This window comes from Collimonas arenae, from assembly GCF_001584165.1.
Classification (GTDB): domain Bacteria; phylum Pseudomonadota; class Gammaproteobacteria; order Burkholderiales; family Burkholderiaceae_D; genus Collimonas; species Collimonas arenae.
Map to the genome: position 1 here is coordinate 1,229,748 of NZ_CP013233.1, position 21,994 is coordinate 1,251,741.

The following is a 21,994-nucleotide window of genomic DNA, read 5'->3' on the forward strand; positions in this document are numbered from 1 at the left end:
ATTCTCTCATTCCAGGTTAATGCAGGCGTTGGCCTGAGATTTCGGCAAAGAATGCCTTGTTGTTAGGCTCGCGTCCGAGGAAAGTGCTGACCATCTCGCCGGCCGGCTTTTCACCGCCGCGCGAGAGGATGTCCTGGCGATACAGATGGCCGACTTCCGGATTCATCAATTTGCCGTTATAACGCGACAGCATGTCCAGCGCCAGCACTTCCGACCACATGTAGCCGTAGTAGCCTGCTGCATAGCCGCCCATCAGGTGGCCGAACTGGCCGGGGAATTCAGTGCCCGGTACATAACCCAAAGGAGTTGCGCCTTCCATTTGCTGCCAGACGGCCAGCGGTTGCTCCTGGTCGGCCTTGTCGTTGTGGATGGTCATGTCGTAGCTCGCGTACAGCAGTTGGCGCGCATAGCGAATGCCGCGGCCGTAGTTGTGGGCAGCGGTCAGGCGTGCCAGCAGGGCGTCGTCGATGGTCGGGCAGGTAGTCTTGCAGAAGCCGGCCAGCAATGTAAGCGACTCTTTGCGGCGCGCCCATTCTTCATACATTTGCGAAGGCGCTTCGACGAAGTCGAGCTCGACATTGGTGCCGGCTTGGCTGACATACTTGGTGTGCGATAGCACGCCATGCAGTACGTGGCCGAATTCGTGCACCAGCGTTTCCAGCTCATCGCTGTTCAGGCCGCTGCGATCGAGGTTGGTGACCAGCGTCGAAATCGGTGTGCGGTTGGCGAGCGTGCTGACGCCGCGGGTGCCCCAGGCTGCGGCGTGGCCGTACTTGCCTTCACGCGGATAGAGATCGAGATAGATACCGGCGATGCGTTGCTTGCTCTTGCTATCGATGACGTCGTAGTACTGAACTTCAGGATCCCAGACCGGCACGTCGACGCGCTTGAACTCAACACCGTACAGGGTGCCGGAAATATGTAGCACCCAAGGCACTGCGGCGTCGGTAGGGAAGTATTTGCGCAATGCTTCCTGATCGACGTTGTAGCGTGCCTGCTTGATCTTCTGCTGCCAGTATTCGGCATCCCAGCGTTCCAGCTTGGTATCGACCAGCGGCGTCTTCAAGGTTTCCGATTTGAACACGCGCAGTTCTTCGATTTCCTTCAGTTCCAGCTGGGTCACTGCGGTCTGCACTTCCTTGAGGAAGGTGTCGACGGTTTGCGGATTCTTTACCATGCGGCGCTGCGTCACCAGGTCAGCGTAGCTAGGTAAGCCGAACAGAGCGGCCATTTCATGGCGCAGGTTCATTGCTTCCTTCAGCACTTCCAGGTTCTTTGGCGTGCCGTGGTTGGTGAAGGCGATCATGTAGCGGCGGCGGGCGTCGCTGTTGTCGGCCGATTCCATGAACGGCTTGTATTCAGGGTAGTCGAAGCCGAGCAGGTAGTTGCCCTTGTCGTCGCGCTTGGCGCGCGCCATGTAGGCGGCAGGCATGCCCTGCAGTTCGGCTGGCGTGAAGGTCAGTTTCTGGTTGTTGTCGCGGATGTTGCGCGCGAATTCCTGGCTCAGTTCACCCAGGCGGTCGAGGATTTCTTTCATCCGTGCGCGCTTCTCAGGCGGCAGCGAGACGCCGGTGTCGTCAAAGCTGTACAGGATGTCCTGGCGCAGTTTCTTTTCGATCGGATCGGTCGGCTGGATCGCCTTGAAGCGGGCGTACAGCTTTTCGCTTTGCAGCAGGTCGGTGGCGAACTTGTTGGTTTCGATCAGGCAGGCTTCAGTGGTGCTGCGTACCTTGGCGTCAGGGGAGACGTTGTTGAGGATGTCGACCGGGCCTTGCAGGTCTTCCAGCTTGATTTGCAGATCGTTCCAGTCGGCCAGGACTTTCTTGCTGTCGCCGGCATGCGCTGCAGGTAATTTCTCCAGGACTGACACACGCTTGCGCAACGCGCCCAACGTGCTGTCGCATAGCGCCGGGATCTGTTCTGCTTTGAGCAGGGGAATCAGCGGACGGTGCTTATCTTGGGCAACTGCCGGTTGCAGCATCAGCGTGAGTAACGCTGTCGTGACCGGCAAGAAAAATGATGATGGTTTCATGCATTTCCTCAAATAGGGACTTGGTGAAAATAAACAATTGTTGATGGGTTAAACACCGGCGGCAAGCGTTGTGCCTGCCGCCGGCGTGGTGTCTTTATTTGCGTTTTTCGATATCGAAGTACATCCATTCGGTAGGCATGACCGGATGCTTCTTGTAGCCGATGACGCGTGGCTGGGCGATCATGTTGCGATAGCGGGCATAGCCGATGCGGATTGGCGCATAGACTTCCAGCAGGCGCGTCATCTTGTGATACAGCAGATCACGTTCCGGGCCGGCCGGCAGCTTCTGCGAAGCGGCATACAGCTTGTCGTATTCAGGCATCTTGAAGCAGCCGTTGTTGTTCTGGCCGACATTCGGGCCATAGAACAGCTGCATGAAATTGTCGCCGTCCGGATAATCGGCAATCCAGGGCGCAGTACGAGTTTGCAGCTGGCATTCCTTTTCGGCCTTGAGCAGGTCCGGGAAGGTTTTCAGGTCGCCGACCATGCGGATATGGATGCTGTCGTAGGTCTTCTTCCACATTTCCGATTGCTGCTGGCCGTTCGAATCGGCGCGCGCGGAGTAGCGGACTGTCAGCGGCTGGCCGTTAGGCTGGGTGCGATAGCCGTCGGCACCGATCTTGTAGCCGAACTTGTCGAGCAGGGCGTTGGCCACTTCCGGTTCATACTGGATGCTGCTCTTGTAGTTGGCATCGTAGCCGACTACGCCTGGTGGGATCGGATACTCCAGAGGGATCGCCTCGTCGTTCCAGACCACCTTGATTTCCTCGCGGACGTTGTGCGCCATCGAGATCGCGCGGCGCAGAGCAATTTTTTCCTTGCTGAAGCCACCCAGTACCGGGTCTTGCATGTTCCAATAGAAATAGCTGATTTCAGGATCGACGATGCGCGACAGCTGCACGCCTTTCTTGACGAATTCCGGCTTCAACTTGCCGCCCGACATGACCTGCGGCGCCAGCGGGCCTTGCAGTTCGGTGATGTCGACTTCATCGCCTTCAAACGCCAGCAGGCGCGACTGGTCTTCCACCATCACGCTGATTTCGACGCGGCCGATCTGCGGCATACGCTTGCCCTTCATCTTGGCGACGATGGCGTCGTCACCCGGTTCGCTGGCCTTGAAGTCCCAGATGTAGCCACGATAGTCGGGATTGGCGGTGAGCACCATGCGCGAGCCGCGCACCCATTCGCTGAGGATGTAAGGGCCGGTGCCGACCGGATGGCCCATGACGGTGCCTTGGGCGTCGCGATACTTTTCGATCACTTCACGCGCGACGGCGCTGGTCGGCTGGTGGGCCAGAATCATGCCGAGATTGAAATCGGGTTGCTTCAGATGGATGCGCAGGGTGTAGCGATCCAACAGTTCAAAGCCAGGGACGTTGGCGTCGTAGTCGAAATGGCCGGTCTTCTTGGCTTGCGCGGCGACTTCGTCAAGGCCGACGACTTTACCTTCCAGCAGCCAGGTTTGCGGCGATGCCAGTTGGGGATCGAACAGCCGCTTGTATGAATACACGAAGTCGGCCATCGTCAGTTCGCGCTTCTTGCCGTTGAATACCGGATCATCGGCAAAGTAGATGCCTTTTTTGAGATGGATCGTGTAAGTCATGCCGTCGGCGCTGACTTCCGGTAGCGATTCTGCAGCCGAAGGCATCAGCTTGGCCGGGCGAGCCAGGTAATCGTAGGCATACAGGGTTTCGAATACCGATTGATTGACCAGCTGCGAATACAGATCGCGCGTGACGGCCGGATCGAAGCCGGTTTCCGGCGCCACGAACACGAAGCGCAACACTTTCCCGGGATCGGCAGGCGATGTTGGTGCAGCCGCAACCGATGCTTGCATCGGCAGCGCGCACGCTAAACAGGCAACCAATATCCCGCGTAACCAAAGCGAGTTCATACCATTTGTCTCCTTCTAAGATCTCTAGCTAAATTTGACCTGCGGCACACTGACAGCGGCGTGCCGGACCAGGGGGCGTATTACCGTATGTCCGGTGGGTTAATGTTTTTCGACGTCGACGTACTGCCAGTCCGAGTGCAGGATCGGGTGCTTCTTGAAGCCCTTGACCCATGGTCGCACCAACCAGCTGCGGATCCGGCCGGTATTCAATACCCATGCCGTGTCCGCTTCCATTTGTCGATTCATTTCCAGATAGATTTTGTTGCGCTCGTCGCCCAGCGGCAGCGACATGGCCTTGACGTAAAGTGCATCGAATGCCGGCGACTGGTAGCAACCATGGTTGCCGCGGCCAGAGTTCGGGCCGTACAGCAATTGCATGAAATTCTCGGCTTCCGGATAGTCAGCGTTCCATGCGGCGCCCCACATCATCAGTTCGCAGGAGGTGGCGGCTTTCAGGTTGTCGGCAAAGTTGCTGACCACGAACTGAGTGCGGATGCCGATCAGGTCCAGGCCGCGTTTCCAGAGTTCTGAAATCTCGGTATTGATGCCACCCTGGTTGCTGGTGGATTTGAGCAGCAGCGGTTTGCCGTCCGGCATGGTGCGGTAGCCGTCGGCGCCGCGCTTGTAACCGAAGTGATCGAGCAGCTTGTTGGCCAGTGCCGGGTTGTAATCGATGCTGCTGCGATATGCCGGATCGTAACCGCCGACTCCCGGTGCGATGATCGACTCAAGCTTGACCGCCTGACCGTTGCGCAGCAGCGTCGCTTCTTCCTTATTGTTATAGACCATCGCAATGGCGCGCCGCAGGGCAATCTTGTCATTGGTGTAACCGCCGATGACTGGGTCCTTCATGTTGAGGACGGTATAGGTGATGCCGGCCTCGACAATCCGCTGCAACTGGATGCCCTGTTCCGCATATTCCGGTTTGAGCTTGTCGCCATCCAGCACGCTCAATGCGGCCAGTTCAGGAATCTTGTCGAAATCGATCTGCTTACCCTGGAAAGCCAGCCAGCGTGACTGGTTTTCCTCGATGATGCTGATCTCGACACGGCCCACCTGCGGCATTCTCTTGCCTTGCATATCCTTGATGATCTGCTTGTCGATGGCGTCGCCAGATGGCTTGAAATCCCAGGTGAAGCCGCGGTACTCAGGATTGGCGACCAGGACGATTTTGCTGCGCGGGACGTATTTGTCCAGCATGTAGGGACCGGTGCCGACCGGATGCTGGGCGGTTTGCTGGCCATAGGCATCGATTGCCTCATGCGCCACGGCGCCAAATGCAGAGTAGGCGACCACGTTCAGGAAATTGTAGTCCTTGGCGTTCAACACCACTTTCAAGGTGTAGCGATCCGGCGCTTGCAGGCCGGCGATCGGTGTCTGGTAGTCGAAATGACCGGTTTTTTGCGCCTGCGCGGCCAACTCGTCCAGCCCGACAATTTTGCCATTCAAGAAATTCGCTGAAGGGGAGCGGTTTTTCGGGTCAAGTACCCGCTTGAGCGTGTAAATGTAGTCTTCTGCAGTTAATTCTCGGCGCACGCCCTTGAAAGCCGGGTCGGGTGAAAAGTAGATGCCTTTTTTGATATGGAAGGTGTAGGTCTTGCCGTCCTCACTGATTTCCGGCATTGCTTCAGCGGTTTCGGGGATTATTTTAGCGGGGCGCGCCAGATAGTCATAGGTCAGCAAGGTTTCAAAGATGACCTCGCTAACCCAGCCGGAATAGAAATTCTGGGTTTTTACCATATCGAAGCCGTCGTCCGCAGCCTCGAAGGCGGTGCGGATCACTTTCGATGGATCGGCCGGATTGGTGTTCGCATAGGCGCTGGCGCTGCCTGCCAATGCCGCGAACGCGAGCACTGGCGCTATCAATATTTTCTTGAATTTGACTGAGTTCGACGTTTTACGGTGCATTTTCTTTATGCCTTTTGAGCAAGTGGTTATTTTTCTATTTGTGATTAAGATCGTTGATCTGCATCTCAAAATAGTGTCATCTCCAATGACATCGCATTTGTCAGCCGGTAGGCGGACGCCTGCGCAATCTGTTTTTTTAGCTTGTCTTCTTGTTAATGCCGGGCAATTGCGTCGGCTGTGCCTAAGTAAAACCTGTGCATGTCGTTTGTCTCCTGTGTTGTAGTTAGTGGCTGTGCCTTTAATGGCCGCGCGATCCAGGTCAAGGCAGGCATACTACAGAATCCCCGCCAAAAAGATAGATAAGCGCTTAGTGTTTTTCGATATCCAGGTACTGCCAGTCGGCCCAAAGTATAGGGTGATGCTTGAAACCCTTGATCCAAGGCCTGATCATCCAGTTGCGTAGGCGCGACACTGATAGCATCCACGCTGTGTCGGCTTCCATCTGGCGTGTCATCTCTATATAGAGCTGGTTGCGCTCGGGGCCGGGCGGCAGCGCCTTGGCCTTGACGTAGAGCGCATCATAGGCCGGCGAGCTGTAGCAGCCGTTGTTGCCTTGGCCGACGTTGGGGCCATACAGCAGTTGCATGAAGTTGTCGCCTTCGGGGTAATCGGCAATCCAGGAGCCGTTCCACATCATCAGCTTGCATTCGGTTGCCGCTTTCAGGTTGTCGGCAAAATTGCTGACCTTGAAGTCGGTCCGGATGCCGATCTGGTCCAGTCCGCGTTTCCAGATTTCAGAGAACACGACGTTGATTGCATTTGCCTCGGTGGCTATCTTGAGTGTCAGCGGGCTGCCGTCAGGTAGGGTGCGGTAGCCGTCGGCGCCGCGTTTGTAGCCGAAATGATCAAGCAATTTGTTGGCCAGCACCGGATCGTAGGCGATGCTGCTGCGGTAATTGGGGTCGTGGCCGACTACGCCTTCGGGAATCGGCATTTCCGCCTTGACCGCCAACCCCATGCGGACTTGGGTAATTTCGTCCTGCACGTTATACGACATGGCGATGGCGCGCCGCAGTGCATTCTTGGCGAGGCTGGTGCCGCCAATCAAGGGGTCCTTGAAATTCAGGAAGGTATACACCACGCCCGGTTCCGTCACTGTATAGAGCTTGATGCCTTCGTCGACGAAGGAGGGTTTCAGCTTTTTTCCATTCAGGACGGTTGGTGCGGCCGTTTGGGGCAGGTAATCAAAATCGAGTTGCTTGCCCTGGAATGCCAGCCAGCGGGATTGTTCTTCCTCGATGATGTTGATCTCGACGCGCCCGATCTGCGGCATCCGCTTGCCTTTCATGTCGTGCACCAGCTGATCGTCCCAGGCGCTGCCGTCGGATTTGAAATCCCATGTATAGCCGCGGTATTCCGGATTGGCGACCAGCACGATTTTGCTACGCGGGACGTATTCCTGCAGCATGTAAGGGCCGGTGCCGACTGGATGCTGGCCGCTCTGGTCACCGTATGCGTCAATGACTTCATGAGCCTGCGCGCCCATGGCGACGAAGGCCATGATGTACATGAAGTTGTAGTCGGGCGCATTCAGGCCGATTTTCAGGGTGTAGCGGTCCGGCGTTTGCAGGCCAGCCACAGGAGCGTCGTAATCAAACCGGCCGCTTTTCTTCGCTTTGGCTACCAATTCGTCCATTCCGGCGATTTTGCCGTCTAGCACATTGGCCGATGGCGAACGGTTCTTCGGATCCAGGAAGCGCTTGAGCGTGTATGCGTAGTCCTGCGCGGTCAGTTCACGCCGTACGCCCTTGAAGGCCGGATCGGGGGCAAAGTAAATCCCTTTTTTGATATGGAAGACGTAGGTCTTGCCGCCGTCCAGGACCTCGGGCATTGCCTCAGCCGTACCCGGCACCAGTTTGGATGGGCGGGCAAGGTAGTCATATGTCAACAAACGTTCAAAAATGGCTTCCGAGACCCAACTGGAAAAGGCGTTGTAAGTGCGCACCATGTCGAAGCCGTCGTCTGCAGATTCAAAAGCCACACGCACCATTTTGGACGGATCTGCCGGATTTGTTCCCGCATGGATAGGAAATGCTGCACCTGCAATAGCCCCAAACAGCAATATTGGTGCAATGCACGATCGTATCTTCAACTTAAAGTTCCACATTATTCGATATCTATTTTCTTGCCTTGCGGCAGTAAATTGCTTTGTATTTTTAAGAAAAATGGCTTAACTACGCCGTATAACAAGGGGTATGTATTTTTGCTATACCAGTATGTGTATTTGTTATTTGGCGTATATAAGCAACAGTATGACCGGCGTTGCTGAAAATAAATGCTGTTTTTATTTTTTTTAGGATACACTAATTTAGCTGCATTACTACATGTGGCATGTTTTTTGCTTGTATGTGTGAACGGAAATATTTCTGGAAAACAATCACAAATTGGCCCCAGAAAGACGAACGTTAAACATTGTTTTACACGCGAAAGAAAATCTGCTTTTTGGTCGTTGTGAATAGATTTTTGACGCATCGCCCAGAAGGCGATTAACAAATGTTGTTGTCTTATTACAAAACTTAAATTTCAACTCTAACTTTTACCCATAGGGAGTTTGGTTATGATGAAGGAACGGGGATTGCCACGTTCGCTGCGACTGATGTTTTCAGGCGGCGTAGCTGTTGGGCTAGGTCTGTTGGCCCATTCGGTGCAGGCGCAGGAGACGAAGACGGACGATGCTCCACAGCAGTTACAACGAGTCGAAATTACTGGCTCATCCATTAAACGTATTGCAGCAGAAGGCACTTCGCCGATCACGACCATCAAGGCGGATGATTTCGTCAAGCTGGGCGCGACGACAGCCGCTGAAGTGTTAGCCAGTGTTTCGGGCAACCAATCGCAATTCACCACAGCATCCAACGTTGGTGCCGGCAAGACAGTTGGCGCAGCCGCCGACTTGCGCAGCCTTGGCTCGAACAAGACACTGGTGCTGTTGAACGGCCGTCGTTTGGCCAACAGCGCGTTCGATGGCTCGGCCGTCGACCTGAACGTGATCCCAATTGCAGCGCTGGACCGCGTTGAAGTTCTGCGCGACGGTGCTTCCGCTATCTACGGTACCGACGCGATCGGTGGCGTAATCAACTTCATCACCAAACGTTCGTACACTGGTCTGAACCTGAGCGCAGAAGGCATTGCGCCGGAACAGTCCGGCGGTGCAGAGAAACGTTTCAACCTGTCGGGTGGTCATGGCGACCTGGACAAGGATGGCTACAACTTCTTTGGCGTGATCGATTATCACAACCAAAATGGCGTGAAAGCCAGCGACCGTAGCGTCTCCAAGTTGGGTGGTCAAAATCCGAATGTTGGCCTGAACGCCAGTAGCGGTAACTCCTATCCAGCGAACTACTATGACATCAATCCTGGCACATCGGGCAATCCGTATGCAGGCAACTGCAGCAGCTTGACTCCGTTTGCGTTTAACAGGGGTGGTATCTGCCGCTACAACAGCCAGGCAAACATCGGTATCGTTCCTAAGACAGAGGAAATCGCAGTCCTCGGCAAGGGTTCGTTCAAGCTGGATGCCGACAACACAGCATCGATCGAATACCTGCACTCGCAAAGCAAGGTTAAAACCTACGTTGCTGGTGACGTATTTGCCGGCGACGGCAGTGGCACCGCCACCGACTATTATATTAACAGCAGCAGCCCTTACTACCCAGGCAACGGCATCACTCCTGGCAGCGCCAGCGGTGGCCCATTGTCGCTCAACTGGCGTTCGGAATCGGCTGGCCAGCGTGTCACCGAATCTAAAAACAGCACCGATCGTCTGGTGCTGAGCCTCGAAGGCACCAAGTTCGGTTGGGATTACAAGACCGGCCTGTCGTATTCTGTCAGTAAGGCAAAAGATAACCTGGAAGGCGGGTATCTGAACAACGGCATGATTCAAGCTGGCTTGTTGAGCGGTGTCATCAATCCGTTTGGCCCGCAAAACGCAGCAGGTACAGCATACCTGCAAAGCGCTCAGCTCTACGGTACATATGAAGATGCACGTACTCAAACGACATCGATCGACTTTACTGCTAGCCGTGAACTGTTCAATTTGCCTGCAGGTCCTGTCGGCTTTGCGGTCGGCGGCGAATTCCGCAAGGAAAAGGCGAACTTCAACGTTGATCACGCTCTGGCAGACCTGGACGCAAGTACCGGTTCGCAAGATGCACAATCTTCGTCTGGTAGCCGTAATGTCAAGGCGTTGTTCACTGAGTTGAGCATTCCTGTCGTGAAAACGCTGGATCTGAGCTTGGCTGCTCGTTACGATAATTACAGCGACGTTGGTGGCACATTGAATCCTAAGGTTGGTATCCGCTTCCAGCCAGCCAAGCAAATCATGTTCCGCAGCACGTACAGCACAGGTTTCCGTGCACCGAGCCTGTATGAGTTGAACGATCCGACATCGAAGACTTATACCAACAGCGCTTACAACGATCCAGTCCTGTGCCCAGGTGGTAACGTTGCAGCCGGCGGTATTGAGGCTCGCGATTGCGGCCAGCAATTCTTCAAGCTGCAAGGCGGTAACAAGAATCTGCAACCGGAAAAATCGAACTCCTTCACGCTGGGCATGGTGATCGAGCCGATTCCATCGGTGACAGCTTCGGTCGATTACTTCAACATCAAGATCAAGAACCAGATCTCGACGATTTCCGAAGGCGACATTTTCAACGACCCAACCAAGTACGCAGCTGACTATGTGCGCAACCCCGATGGTTCATTGAACTACGTCCTGAACACCAACGTTAACCTGGGCAACGTTCATACCCAAGGTTTCGACCTGGGATTCAACTGGCGCTTGCCTAAGACTGCATGGGGTAACTTCGGTCTGTCCCTGGATGGTACTTATGTCACCCAGTATGACTATCAGTCGGAAGCCGGCGGTCCATACCTGAACAACCTGGCTGTATATGGTGGTGGCGTGGGCACAGCAGGCGGTGTGGTTTTCCGCTGGCGTCATACAGCCGGACTCAACTGGAACAATGGTCCATGGGCTGTTTCGCTGCAACAAATCTACACAACAGGCTATCGTGATCAAAACGGTGTCAACGTTGTCGCTGCGTATAAGAACCATGAAGTCAGTTCCTATACACGTTACAACCTGTCGGGCACCTACACTGGCTTCAAGAACATCACCTTGACTGCTGGTATCAAGAACCTGTTCAATACAAACCCACCGGCCTCCAACGTAACCGACAACTTCCAATATGGTTACGATGCCGTTACGGCGATGTCATTGGTCGTGCGTTCTTCGTCCGCGCCAATTATCAATTCTTCTAATAGCGGGATTTGATTGGCTTAAGCACTTTTCGTAAGTGGGCCACCTGGGAAGTTTTCCAGGTGGTTTTGGCTTTTCGGAATGCATAAGCTCATCACAATGTTTCTGCTGTTTTATAAGGCATTGATGTAGTATTTACGGACGCGCAAAAATTAAACGATAGCAAACTGAAGATTCTTTTATATAAGTTGCAATAAAAGGTTTCAGGGCAACTCATCCAGGTAGCAATCAGTCAGTAATAGCAGCAACTGCATGATTGGTACGTTTTTTGCGTAATCGTAGATCGGCAAGTAGTTCACTCATCAGATTGCAAGCAGTTTTAGCAATTGAATAATGTAGTATCGGAGGAAAGAGGCATGGATTTCACGCAGGATGGGAGGAACCCTTCCAAGAATGTAGTTGGCATCAGCGTGGTTGTTCTTTTGCATGCGGCTCTTGTTTATGCACTTGTTACAGGGCTAGCTCGTAAAGTTGTCGAAGTGATTCAGCAACCGGTCGAAACCAAGATCATCGAGGAGATCAAGCCACCGCCGCCGCCACCACCACCGAAACAGGTGATACCGCCGCCGCCAAAATCGGTTGCGCCACCACCACCGTTCGTACCTCCACCAGAGGTAAAAGTAACACCGCCGCCGCAAGACAACGTGATTGCAGCAGTAACCAATGTCAAACCACCGACCAACGAATTGCCTACTTCGGTAGCGCAACCTTCGACGACCGGCGAAGCCGGACCATCGCATACCAGCGCAAAAATTGCTGGCAATTGCGAGAAGCCAGAGTATCCAAGAACTTCTTTGCGTAATGAGGAAGAGGGTACTGTGAACGTCAAGCTGACCATCGGTGTAGACGGTAACGTGGTTGATGCTGTAGTTGAGAAGGGCAGTGGTTTCAAAGACCTGGACAGAGCCACATTGAAAGCGTGGAGCCTGTGCCATTTCACCCCTGCCATGGCCGATGGTAAACCTGTGCAATCTTCTACAAGAATGCAGTATGTTTGGAAGCTGGAATAAACAGAGCGTAGAACAACTACCTTGTACGTTATCTCAGCAATCTAATTTATCAAATTTGGAGTATTAGTATGTCTATCACTCGTAATCGCTTATCCGCTCTGGCTGCCGCCCTGATGATCTCCGCTGTGACGATCTCTCCGCTGGCCGCAATCGCCCAAACACCAGCGGCAGCATCTGCTACCGCTTCGGCTCCGGCTGCTGCCGATGCGCCTAAAGCTGCTGATGCAGCAGCGGCATCGCTGGCTGACACGCCAACTCCTCCGCCGCCACCTGCCGACCACGAAACCGTGAACAATCCATACGGCCTGGACGCGCTGTGGAAAGGCGGTGACTTCGTCGCCCGTGGCACTCTGATCATCCTGGTCCTGATGTCGATGGGCAGCTGGTACATCATCATCACCAAGCTCATCGAGCAAGTGAAACTGATGGGTCAAGCTAAAAACGCCAAGCAAACATTCTGGAAAGCTGCAACGGTTGAAGCGGGTATCGCCGGCCTGAAACCAAACAGCGCTTACCGCTTCATCGCCCAAAACGGTGCGACCTCGACTGAGCACCACGATGGTGCATTGTTGGAACAGATCGACCTGAACACCTGGGTCACCATGTCGATCCAGCGTTCGGTAGAAAAAGTGCAAAGCCGCCTGCAAGACGGCCTGGCATTCCTGGCAACCGTTGGTTCGACAGCACCGTTCGTCGGTCTGTTCGGTACGGTCTGGGGTATTTACCATGCGCTGACAGCAATCGGTATCGCCGGTCAGGCATCGATCGACAAGGTTGCCGGTCCAGTGGGTGAAGCGCTGATCATGACTGCAATCGGTCTGGCAGTGGCTGTTCCTGCGGTTCTGGGTTACAACTGGCTGGTTCGCCGCAACAAGAGCGCGATGGAAGAAATCCGTTCGTTCAGCGCCGACCTGCACTCGGTCCTGCTGAGCGGCGTGATGTCGTCGAGCCAGGCTGGTCAAGTGGCTAACATCAAGAAGAAGGTTGGCTAATCATGGCGATGTCACTCGGCTCTCCCGATGGGGATGAAGACGAAGTGATCGGTACGATCAACACGACGCCGCTGGTGGACGTCATGTTGGTGTTGCTGATCATCTTCCTGATCACGATTCCGGTGGTGACGCATACGATTCCAGTGAAGTTGCCGAACGAGTTCGACGAACCTTACAAGACCAAGCCAGAGAACATCAACCTGGCGGTGAATAAGCAAGGGGACATGTTCTGGAACGAGCAGCTGGTGCCGAATACGACGACCTTGTTGGCGAAGCTGAAGGAAGTGGCGGTCATCGTGCCACAACCGGAGCTGCATATCCGCGGCGACCAGCAGACCAAGTATGAGTATATCGGCAAGGTGATCCTGACTGCGCAGCGGGCAGGGATTGCCAAGATCGGCTTCATCACGGAACCGCCTGCAAGAAACTGACACACAGTGCCGCCACGCCGTCTAGGCGGTCTCGTCTAGGCGGCCCCGTCATTCCCGCGAACGCGGGAATCCATGTTGCGACATGGTATAAAAACATGGATCCCCGCGTTTGCAGGGATGACGCTGGTGGCGTATGAAAGGTCTGAAGAGGAGTAGTTTATGGGTATGAATGTAGGTTCATCAGGCGGCAACGCCAACGATCCGGAACCGATGATGGAAATGAATATGACGCCGTTGATCGACGTCATGCTGGTGCTGATCATCATGCTGATCATCACGATTCCGATCCAGAATCACGCGATCAAGCTGAACATGCCGACGGGTAATCCGCCACCGCCATTGGCGTTGCCGGTGGTCGACACGGTGGACATCGATCCGGCTGGCACAGTGATGTGGAACGGTACGCCGATGGCGAATCGTGCGGAACTGGAAAGCCGTTTGAAGGCCGTGGTTGCGGGTGGCAATATCGATGAAGTGCACCTGCGTCCGAACAAATTGGTGGAGTACAAGTCGGTCGCTGCCGTGATGGCATCGGCGCAGCGCTTGGGCGTCACCAAGATCGGTATCGTCGGTAACGAGCAGTTCATGGAGTAATAGATAGTATTTGTTTCCGCATGAGAAAATAGGCAGGTTTATACCTGCCTATTTTCGTTTTCGATTGAAAGAATAGTTATGTCCAAATTACGATTCGCTCCGATTTTCGTGCTGTTGACTGCAGTGGGACTGACTTCCACGCTTCCTGTTCTGGGACTGGCCCCGGCTGCCTATGCCGCCGATGAGGCGGAGCAGCCGAAGGGCGAGACCGTGCGCGCCGAAGTCGGTGTACCGTTGCAGGCCGCGCAGGAATTGATCAAGCAGCAAAAGTACAAAGAGGCCCTGGCAAAGATCGCCGAGACCGACGCCGTCCCGAACAAGACACCATGGGAAACCTTCACCATCGATCATATGCGCGGCGCCGCTGCGGCGCGTGCCGGTGATACCGAGCAGGCTGGAAAATCGTTTGAAGCAGTCATCGCTTCCGGCCGTCTTTCCCCGGCTGAGCAAGCCAAGGTTGTCCAGGCTCTCGGTAATATGTACTACGATGCCAAAAACTATCCAAAGGCAATCGCATGGCTGACGCGTTCGCTGAAAGAAGGTGGAGCCGATCCGCAAACCAGGACTTTGTTGATTCAGTCTTACTACCTGAGTAACGATATCCCGCGTGCCACCAGCGAACTGCAGTCAGCTATTGCTGCAGATGAAAGCGCCGGCCGGGCTCCCAGCGAAATCGAGTTGAAATTGCTGGCCAGTTGCGCACTCAAGAGCAATGACAAAGACGGATACCAGGTTGCACTCGAAAAACTCAATACTTACTATCCGAAAAAAGACTACTGGCTCGATCTGATCGGCCGTGTCCAGAACAAGCCGGGATTTTCCGATCGCCTGGTGCTTGACCTGTATCGTTTGAAGGCTGCTACGGTGCAGTTGCAAACCAGTTCGGAATTCACTGACATGGCGCAGTTGTCGCTGTTGGCCGGTTTCCCGGCGGAAGCCAAGAAAACCTTGGACCAGGGTTACCAATCCGGATTGCTGGGAAGTGGTCCGGACGCCGCCAAGCAGAAGCGTTTGCAAGATCAGGCCGGCAAGGCGGCAAGCGATGACTTGAAGTCGATGGCACAAAGCGAAACAGCAGCGGTCAATGCGAAAGAGGGGACCGGGCAGGTCAATCTGGGTTATGCGCTGGTTACCGCAGGTCAGTTCGACAAGGGACTGCGGTTGATGGAGGATGGCCTGAAAAAGGGCAACCTCAAGCGTAGCGACGACGCCAAACTGCATCTTGGTATTGCGTATCAGTTGGCTGGGCAAAAGGATAAGGCGATCGAGGCATTCAAGAGCGTTAAGGGTACCGATGGTGCGGCTGACCTGGCACGTCTGTGGGTGATGCAGGTGAATCATCCCCTGAATTAAACTTGACGGTTGAGCGGGAAACGCAGAAGCGGAGTCGTTTGCAGTGAGATGCAGCGGCTCCGTTTTTTTATGAGGAATCAGGCCTCAAAACGAAAGTTTTTTGAAAAGCAGCGCCGGCCAACCAAAAAAATGGCCCCATCTTTCGATGAGGCCAATTTCAGATCGGTAACAATCGTGCAGATGGCGACGATAATTTTGCGCCGTGCAGGTAACTAGGCGACAAATGCTAGCCCTTCGGCCCTCTAGGGGCGGTAGGCGGGATCATGTCCACGGCTTGCTCCGGAGTCAGCGTCTTCATGTTCTGCTTGGTTTGCCGGGTAGGCAGGTTACTGCCGGTAGCGTAAATGTTTTCCTGATTATTGGCCGAGGCGGTGCTGTTATCGGCTTCAGGAGCCGCACATGCAGCCAGGACAGGCAGCATAAATGCACAAATAAAAAGTGTTTTCATAGCGTTGTCTTCTTTGTCTCTCAAGGTTGGGAATAACACATGTTTAGTACAGACCGACACGCGATACATAGCGTTACATTGTAGAAATGCACGATAGCATATTTACTTTCAGGAAAGCAAGTTAAGCGCCAGGCGGTATGGCAGCACATGCAGCATAATGTTGTGTTTTTTTTACGCGACGCTTATCAGGCATCACAGTTTTAGCTTTGCTCAATTGATTTCACCCCAAATCACAACGGACAAAACATGTACCTCAAACACGCAATTGCCTTGTCGGCCATTCTTACCAGTGGCGGCGGTTTCGCCCAGCAATGCCAGCCCGGAGGCCAGTCGCTGGTATACCCGATCAGCAAGAAAATAGACCAGGTCGATGATTATCATGGCGTCAAGGTGGCGGATCCATACCGCTGGCTTGAGAACGGCAACAGCGACGACACCAAGGCGTGGATAGAGGCGCAAAACAAGCTGACGCAAGCGTTCCTTGAAAAAATCCCGGCACGCGAAGCGATTCGTGAACGGCTTACCAAGCTCTGGAATTATGAGCGTTTTAGCGTGCCGTTCAAAGAAGGCGGGCGCTACTTCTACAGCCGTAACGATGGCTTGCAAAATCAGGCGGTGCTCTATACCGTCAAGCAGATCAACGATGAACCGCAGCTGCTGCTTGATCCCAATACGCTGGCGGCCGATGGCACGATAGCGTTGGCCGGCATCGCGGTCAGCCCCAACGGCAAGTACCTGGCTTACGGTACCGCGGCTTCCGGTTCCGACTGGAACGAATGGAAGGTACGCGACATTGCCAGCGGCAAAGACACCGCCGATCATTTGCAATGGGTGAAATTCTCGGGTGCCTCTTGGGCCCACGACAGTTCTGGATTTTTCTACAGCCGCTATGATGCGCCGAAGGAAGCAACCAAGCTCGCTGACGTCAATTATTTTCAGAAACTCTACTTCCATAGAATCGGCACGCCACAAGCCGACGACGTGCTAGTCTACGACCGGCCGGACCAGAAGGAATGGGGTTTCGACGGCCATGTCACCGACGACGGCAAATACCTGATCATCAGCATTTCGCAAGGCACCGAGCAAAAGAACCGGGTCTATTACAAGGATCTGAGCAAGCAAGGCGCGCCGGTCCTGCCGCTGCTCGACAATTTCGATGCGTCCTATGCCTTCATCGACAATGACGGTCCGGTCTTCCTCTTCAACTCCAACAAGGACGCACCAAAGGGCCGCATTATTGCGATTGACACGCGTCACCCAGATGCGGCGAAATGGAAGGTGATCGTCCCTGAGTCGGAGCAGACACTGCAGGGCGCCAATGTGGTCAACCACCAACTGATCGTCGATTACCTGAAAGACGCACGCAGCCAGGTCAATATCTATGCGCTGGACGGCAAGCTGGTACGCGAAGTGACGCTGCCCGGCATCGGTTCGGCCGGCGGCTTCGGCGGCAAGCGCAATGACAAGGAAACCTTCTATTCCTTTACCGGCTTCACCACGCCGGCCAGTATCTATCGTTACGATCTGCAAACCGGCAAGAGCAGCTTGTACCGCCAGCCCAAGGTCGATTTCGATCCGAACGCCTTCGAGACGCGCCAGGTGTTCTACAGCAGCAAGGATGGCACCAAGGTGCCGATGTTCATCGTCTCGAAAAAGGGGTTGAAACTCGATGGCAATAATCCGACCTACCTGTATGGCTACGGCGGTTTCAACATCTCGCTGACGCCGGCGTTCTCGGTACCGAATCTGGCCTGGATGGAAATGGGTGGCGTGTATGCATCGCCGAACCTGCGCGGCGGCGGCGAGTACGGCAAGGCCTGGCACGAAGCCGGCACCAAGCTCAACAAGCAGAATGTATTCGATGATTTCATCGCCGCGGCGCAATGGCTGATCGCCAACAAATATACCTCGCCGCAGAAGCTGGCGATCGGCGGCGGCAGCAATGGCGGGCTGCTGGTCGGCGCGACGATGGTGCAGCGGCCAGAATTGTTCGCTGCGGCGATTCCGCAAGTCGGCGTGATGGACATGCTGCGTTTCCACAAATTCACGATCGGCTGGGGTTGGACTTCCGATTACGGTTCATCCGACAACGCCGACGAATTCAAGGCGCTATACGCCTATTCACCGCTGCATAACCTGAAGCCCGGCACTTGCTATCCAGCGACGCTGGTGACTACGGCCGATCATGACGATCGCGTGGTGCCGGCGCACAGCTTCAAATTTGTCGCCACCGAACAGGCCGACCAGGCCGGTGCTGCGCCGGTGTTGATCCGCATCGACACCAAGGCCGGTCATGGCGCCGGCAAACCGACTTCCAAGCAGATTGAGGAAGTGGCCGACCGGTGGGGTTTCCTGACTAAGGTGCTGGGAATGCAGGTTGGGGCAGACGGCGCAGAGGTCGCTGGCGAATCGATCAAATCGCGCGCCAACTGAGTGAGGTTGGCAACTGGAGCTGCCGCGGCAACTCCGTCATTCTGGCGAATTTAGGCGTCAAGGTGGGGAATCCAAATCGCCAAGCGGGATGATGAAAATGGATTCCCTCGTTCGCGGGAATGACGGAGCGGCTAGACGGGGAGTCGACACGAGCGCCAGTGACGGCACAAGAGGAATTTTTCTTTGATCTAACGGCATTAGCGCTGATAAGTAAGACTCTTGTGCCCGCGCGGAAATTTGGTGAGAAAATCCTAGAGTAGTGCGCGTATCGCGTCCGCGAATTCCTGAGGCGATTCTTGCGGCAGGTTGTGGCCGGAGATCGGAATGACGCGCCGCTGATACGGCCCGCTAAAAAAGCGTTGATGCTGTTCCGAACCGCCAATCAGGCTGACACCGTCGCCGGCGCCGTCCAGTGCAATGGTCGGTACTGAAATCACTGGTTGTGCGGCCAACAGGAGTTCACTGTCGGCGACCGCAGGATCGCCCGGCACCAGACCGTAGCGATGACGATACGAATGAATGACAACTTCGACAAAGTCGGGATTGTCGAAGGACGGCGCAGTACGCTCATAGGTCGCCTGATCGAAATGCCAATTTGGCGACCATAGTTTCCAAAGCAGTTTGCAGAAATCACGGCGGTTCTGTGTGAGACCTGCACGGCCGCGTTCACTGTGAAAATAATACTGATACCAGTAGCGCAACTCATTTTCCGGTGACTGCGGCTTGCTGGCTGCGGCAATATCCTGGATGTTGTAGCCGCCGACCGACACCAGTCCGCGGGCTCGCCCGGGCCACAATGCGGCGACGATACAGGCTGCGCGTCCGCCCCAGTCGTAACCCGCCAGTACCGCACTTGGAATCGCCAGCGCATCCATCAGCGCCAGTAAATCGTGCGCGAGCACCGCTTGTTGACCGGAGCGCGGCGTAACGGTGGACAGGAAACGGGTCGGTCCGAAGCCGCGCAAATAGGGGGCGATCACGCGGCAGCCTGCTGCTACCAGCAATGGAGTCAATCCGTCATAGGCATGGATATCGTATGGGAAGCCATGCAGGAGCAGTACCGGCTTGCCATCGGCAGCGCCGTTTTCTTCATAAGCGACGTCGAGAACGCCTGCTTCAATCTGTTTCAGCATGACTGTTCTTTCAAGTGCATCTAACCGGAGCGTGGCGTCGAGCAAGTTGCCAATCTGGCTAGCAAGACTGGGAGCGGAATTCTCATTCTAGTGCAAATGAAAAGCGGGGGGCTGTCGCCAGCCAGCAATTATTGCCAGTTGACCTATACTGATTGCATGACGTATCCATTGCAGGCCGGTTCAGGCAGATGTCGCCATGCAACAGGCGGAAAGTCATCCTCGACAAGGAAGGAGGCACAAAATGCCCTGGAATTTCGGTTGGATAGGTTTGGCTTTTGCCATCTTCGTGTTGGTGATTTTGCTGAACATGGCGATCTACATTTTCCGCGAATACGAACGTTGCGTGGTATTCACGCTGGGACGCTTTTCCGGCGTTCGCGGCCCGGGTCTGGTGCTGATCATTCCAGCCATCCAGCAACTGGTACGGGTTGATTTGCGCACCGTGGTGCTGGAGGTGCCGACGCAAGATGTGATCTCGCGCGACAACGTTTCCGTGCGGGTCAATGCAGTGGTTTATTTCCGTGTTATCGATCCCAGGAAAGCCATCGTCGAAGTGGCGAATTTCTTCAATGCGACCAGCCAGCTGTCGCAGACCATGCTGCGTTCTGTACTGGGCAAGCATCAGTTGGACGATATGTTGGCAGAGCGAGAAAGGCTGAATCTTGATATCCAGCAGGCGCTCGATGCGCAAACTGACTCATGGGGCATCAAGGTCTCCAATGTCGAGATCAAGCAGGTCGATCTGACTGAATCGATGATCCGCGCGATTGCAAGGCAGGCCGAGGCGGAACGCGAACGGCGCGCCAAGGTGATTCATGCGGAAGGCGAGTTGCAGGCCTCGGAAAAACTGTATCAGGCGGCCCATGTCCTGGCGCAGGAACCGCAGGCTATCCTGTTGCGTTATCTGGAGACATTGACGGTGATTGGCGCCGACAAGAACACCACGGTGGTGTTTCCGTTGCCGATGGATTTGCTGTCCAGTTTTTTAGGGGGCAAGAGCAAGACTTAGCGTTCGACAATATAATTACCTGATCGCAATTCCCGGTGCAGCTCCGACGTTGTGTTGCGTCGGCTTGCGATCCAGACACAGTCAGACTCGCCAAGTCTTCATCCCTTCCCAGGACCTGCATGAATCCCATTACCCTGCAAACGCTCGCCAATTTTCCGCAACAACTTGAAGCCCACTATGCGGCAATTCCTGCCGATTTCAAACATTGGGCGCCAGCCTCATGGGATGGCGTACCGAGCGAGCCGTTTACCGCAATAGAGCAAGCCTGTCATGTTCGCGATATTGAGATCGACGGTTATCATTTGCGCTTCCGGCGCACGCTCGACGAACAGCATCCGCTGCTGGTTTCCATCGACAGTGATGCGCTGGCCAGAGAGCGTAATTACGCCGCTGCCAACGTCGCGGAAGTGTTCGCCGATTTCCGTCGGGCGCGTGCGCAGACGGTTGAGCTTATCGGTGGATTGCATGCGGCGCAGTTCGATCGTACTGCAGAGTTTGAAGGCTACGGCCCGCTGACGCTGCGCAGCCTGGTGCACTACCTGTGCAGCCATGACCAGCAACATTTGGCGGGATTGCAGTGGTTGCTCGGCAAGATCGAGGCTGAACGCGGCCAATATGCCGGTTAGCGATGCAAGGCCGGTTCAGATTTCCAGTACCAGATAAGGGTTGAAGAAAGTATTTTCTTCCTTGCCGGCACGGGCATAGCCGCGCGGATTGCTGACCACGCGCGTTGCACCGATACGATAGTCGAAGCTGTCATGGACGTGACCATGCAACCACAACGATGGCTGCCATTTCAGGATGCTTGTTTCCAGGTCTGATATGAAGCAGGCATTCAATGGCGAACCGGCAAACCTTTCGTGGATGCTGCCTTTGCTTGGCGCGTGATGGCTGATCACCACGGTAGGGCCGTCGTGCGCTTGCGCGAATTCCCTGTCCAGCCAGGCGACCGTATCGTCGAACAGCATTTGCGACAGGGCGGGTGTGAAGGTCTCGGGAAAATCCGGCGCTACGCGTATCCGCGAAAAATCCCTGACCAGCTCAACCGCCTGCTTGAGGCCGCTGTCACGTTGTTCTTCGCTTTCAAAGAACCTGAAATCCGTCCACAGCGTGCAACCCAGGAAGCGCACGCCGTCGATCACTACCTTTTGCTGTTGCAGGACTTGTACCTGTGACCCTGTTGCAGCGGTGCGCAATTCCGACATCGTGCCGCTCAGGTCGCGCCCATAGAACTCATGATTGCCAGGCACATACAGCGTCGGCACCGGGAATTGCCTGGCCCATTCGATTGCTTCCGTCGGGCGCCAGATATCGCCGGCCAGCACCACCACATCCGCGTCGGTCTGCGGCGGCGGCATCGGGTGCACGGATAAATGCAAATCTGAGAGCAGTGAGATTTTCATGGTGTGGGCAATTGTATGGTTTTCATCGCGTTTAACACGCGTAGCTAACTGGGGTCAGAGTAATTTTCGCAAAAAACCGTGAAAAAACTCTGAC

General features: G+C 54.9%; 16 protein-coding genes. 9 read left to right on the plus strand and 7 right to left on the minus strand.

Features of this window, described 5'->3' with window-relative positions:
- Positions 1-16: 16 nt before the first annotated feature.
- From CAter10_RS05750 to CAter10_RS05765, 4 genes are all read right to left on the minus strand, one after another.
- Positions 17-2,032, minus strand: coding sequence for a M3 family metallopeptidase (locus tag CAter10_RS05750; RefSeq protein WP_061532661.1), 2,016 nt, complete (start codon positions 2,030-2,032; stop codon positions 17-19).
- 94 nt (positions 2,033-2,126) lie between these two features.
- Positions 2,127-3,926, minus strand: coding sequence for an ABC transporter substrate-binding protein (locus CAter10_RS05755; RefSeq protein WP_061532662.1), 1,800 nt, complete (start codon positions 3,924-3,926; stop codon positions 2,127-2,129).
- Positions 3,927-4,025: 99 nt separating this feature from the next.
- On the minus strand, positions 4,026-5,834 hold the full coding sequence (locus CAter10_RS05760) for an ABC transporter substrate-binding protein (RefSeq protein ID WP_061532663.1): 1,809 nt from the start codon (positions 5,832-5,834) through the stop codon (positions 4,026-4,028).
- 307 nt (positions 5,835-6,141) lie between these two features.
- Positions 6,142-7,824, minus strand: coding sequence for an ABC transporter substrate-binding protein (locus tag CAter10_RS05765; protein ID WP_231879192.1), 1,683 nt, complete (start codon positions 7,822-7,824; stop codon positions 6,142-6,144).
- Positions 7,825-8,391: 567 nt separating this feature from the next.
- On the opposite strand from CAter10_RS05765, the gene CAter10_RS05770 reads away from it, so the two are divergent.
- From CAter10_RS05770 to CAter10_RS05795, 6 genes are all read left to right on the plus strand, one after another.
- On the plus strand, positions 8,392-11,109 hold the full coding sequence (locus CAter10_RS05770) for a TonB-dependent receptor (protein WP_236905501.1): 2,718 nt from the start codon (positions 8,392-8,394) through the stop codon (positions 11,107-11,109).
- Positions 11,110-11,450: 341 nt separating this feature from the next.
- Positions 11,451-12,104 carry an energy transducer TonB gene (locus CAter10_RS05775; RefSeq protein WP_061532665.1) on the plus strand — a complete coding sequence of 218 codons (654 nt, stop codon included), beginning with the start codon at positions 11,451-11,453 and terminating at the stop codon, positions 12,102-12,104.
- 68 nt (positions 12,105-12,172) lie between these two features.
- Complete coding sequence (locus tag CAter10_RS05780) at positions 12,173-13,096, plus strand: MotA/TolQ/ExbB proton channel family protein (protein WP_061532666.1); 924 nt, start codon at positions 12,173-12,175, stop codon at positions 13,094-13,096.
- A 2-nt stretch (positions 13,097-13,098) separates the two neighbouring features.
- The gene (locus tag CAter10_RS05785) at positions 13,099-13,527 is read left to right on the plus strand and encodes an ExbD/TolR family protein (protein WP_061532667.1); all 429 of its coding nucleotides are present in this window, start codon (positions 13,099-13,101) and stop codon (positions 13,525-13,527) included.
- 159 nt (positions 13,528-13,686) lie between these two features.
- Positions 13,687-14,121 (plus strand): ExbD/TolR family protein, encoded by a 435-nt coding sequence (locus CAter10_RS05790; RefSeq protein ID WP_128082993.1) that lies wholly within the window; start codon positions 13,687-13,689, stop codon positions 14,119-14,121.
- A gap of 78 nt (positions 14,122-14,199) precedes the next feature.
- Complete coding sequence (locus CAter10_RS05795) at positions 14,200-15,474, plus strand: tetratricopeptide repeat protein (protein ID WP_061532669.1); 1,275 nt, start codon at positions 14,200-14,202, stop codon at positions 15,472-15,474.
- Positions 15,475-15,700: 226 nt separating this feature from the next.
- On the opposite strand, the gene CAter10_RS05800 is transcribed toward CAter10_RS05795, so the two are convergent.
- Entirely contained in the window at positions 15,701-15,922 is a 222-nt protein-coding gene (locus CAter10_RS05800) for a hypothetical protein (RefSeq protein ID WP_128082994.1), read from the minus strand.
- A gap of 246 nt (positions 15,923-16,168) precedes the next feature.
- On the opposite strand from CAter10_RS05800, the gene CAter10_RS05805 reads away from it, so the two are divergent.
- Entirely contained in the window at positions 16,169-18,355 is a 2,187-nt protein-coding gene (locus CAter10_RS05805; protein ID WP_082797806.1) for a prolyl oligopeptidase family serine peptidase, read from the plus strand.
- Positions 18,356-18,606: 251 nt separating this feature from the next.
- On the opposite strand, the gene CAter10_RS05810 is transcribed toward CAter10_RS05805, so the two are convergent.
- Positions 18,607-19,488: an alpha/beta fold hydrolase gene (locus CAter10_RS05810; protein WP_061532671.1), complete on the minus strand. Its 882-nt coding sequence runs from the start codon at positions 19,486-19,488 to the stop codon at positions 18,607-18,609.
- Positions 19,489-19,729: 241 nt separating this feature from the next.
- On the opposite strand from CAter10_RS05810, the gene CAter10_RS05815 reads away from it, so the two are divergent.
- Together CAter10_RS05815 and CAter10_RS05820 are read left to right on the plus strand one after the other, a co-directional pair.
- A complete protein-coding gene (locus CAter10_RS05815; protein WP_061532672.1) occupies positions 19,730-20,497 on the plus strand; it encodes a slipin family protein in 768 nt (255 codons plus the stop codon).
- Positions 20,498-20,616: 119 nt separating this feature from the next.
- Positions 20,617-21,123, plus strand: coding sequence for a DinB family protein (locus tag CAter10_RS05820; protein WP_061532673.1), 507 nt, complete (start codon positions 20,617-20,619; stop codon positions 21,121-21,123).
- 15 nt (positions 21,124-21,138) lie between these two features.
- Here the strand turns inward: CAter10_RS05820 and CAter10_RS05825 are convergent, their stop codons facing one another.
- On the minus strand, positions 21,139-21,900 hold the full coding sequence (locus tag CAter10_RS05825) for a metallophosphoesterase (RefSeq protein ID WP_061532674.1): 762 nt from the start codon (positions 21,898-21,900) through the stop codon (positions 21,139-21,141).
- Positions 21,901-21,994 lie beyond the last annotated feature (94 nt).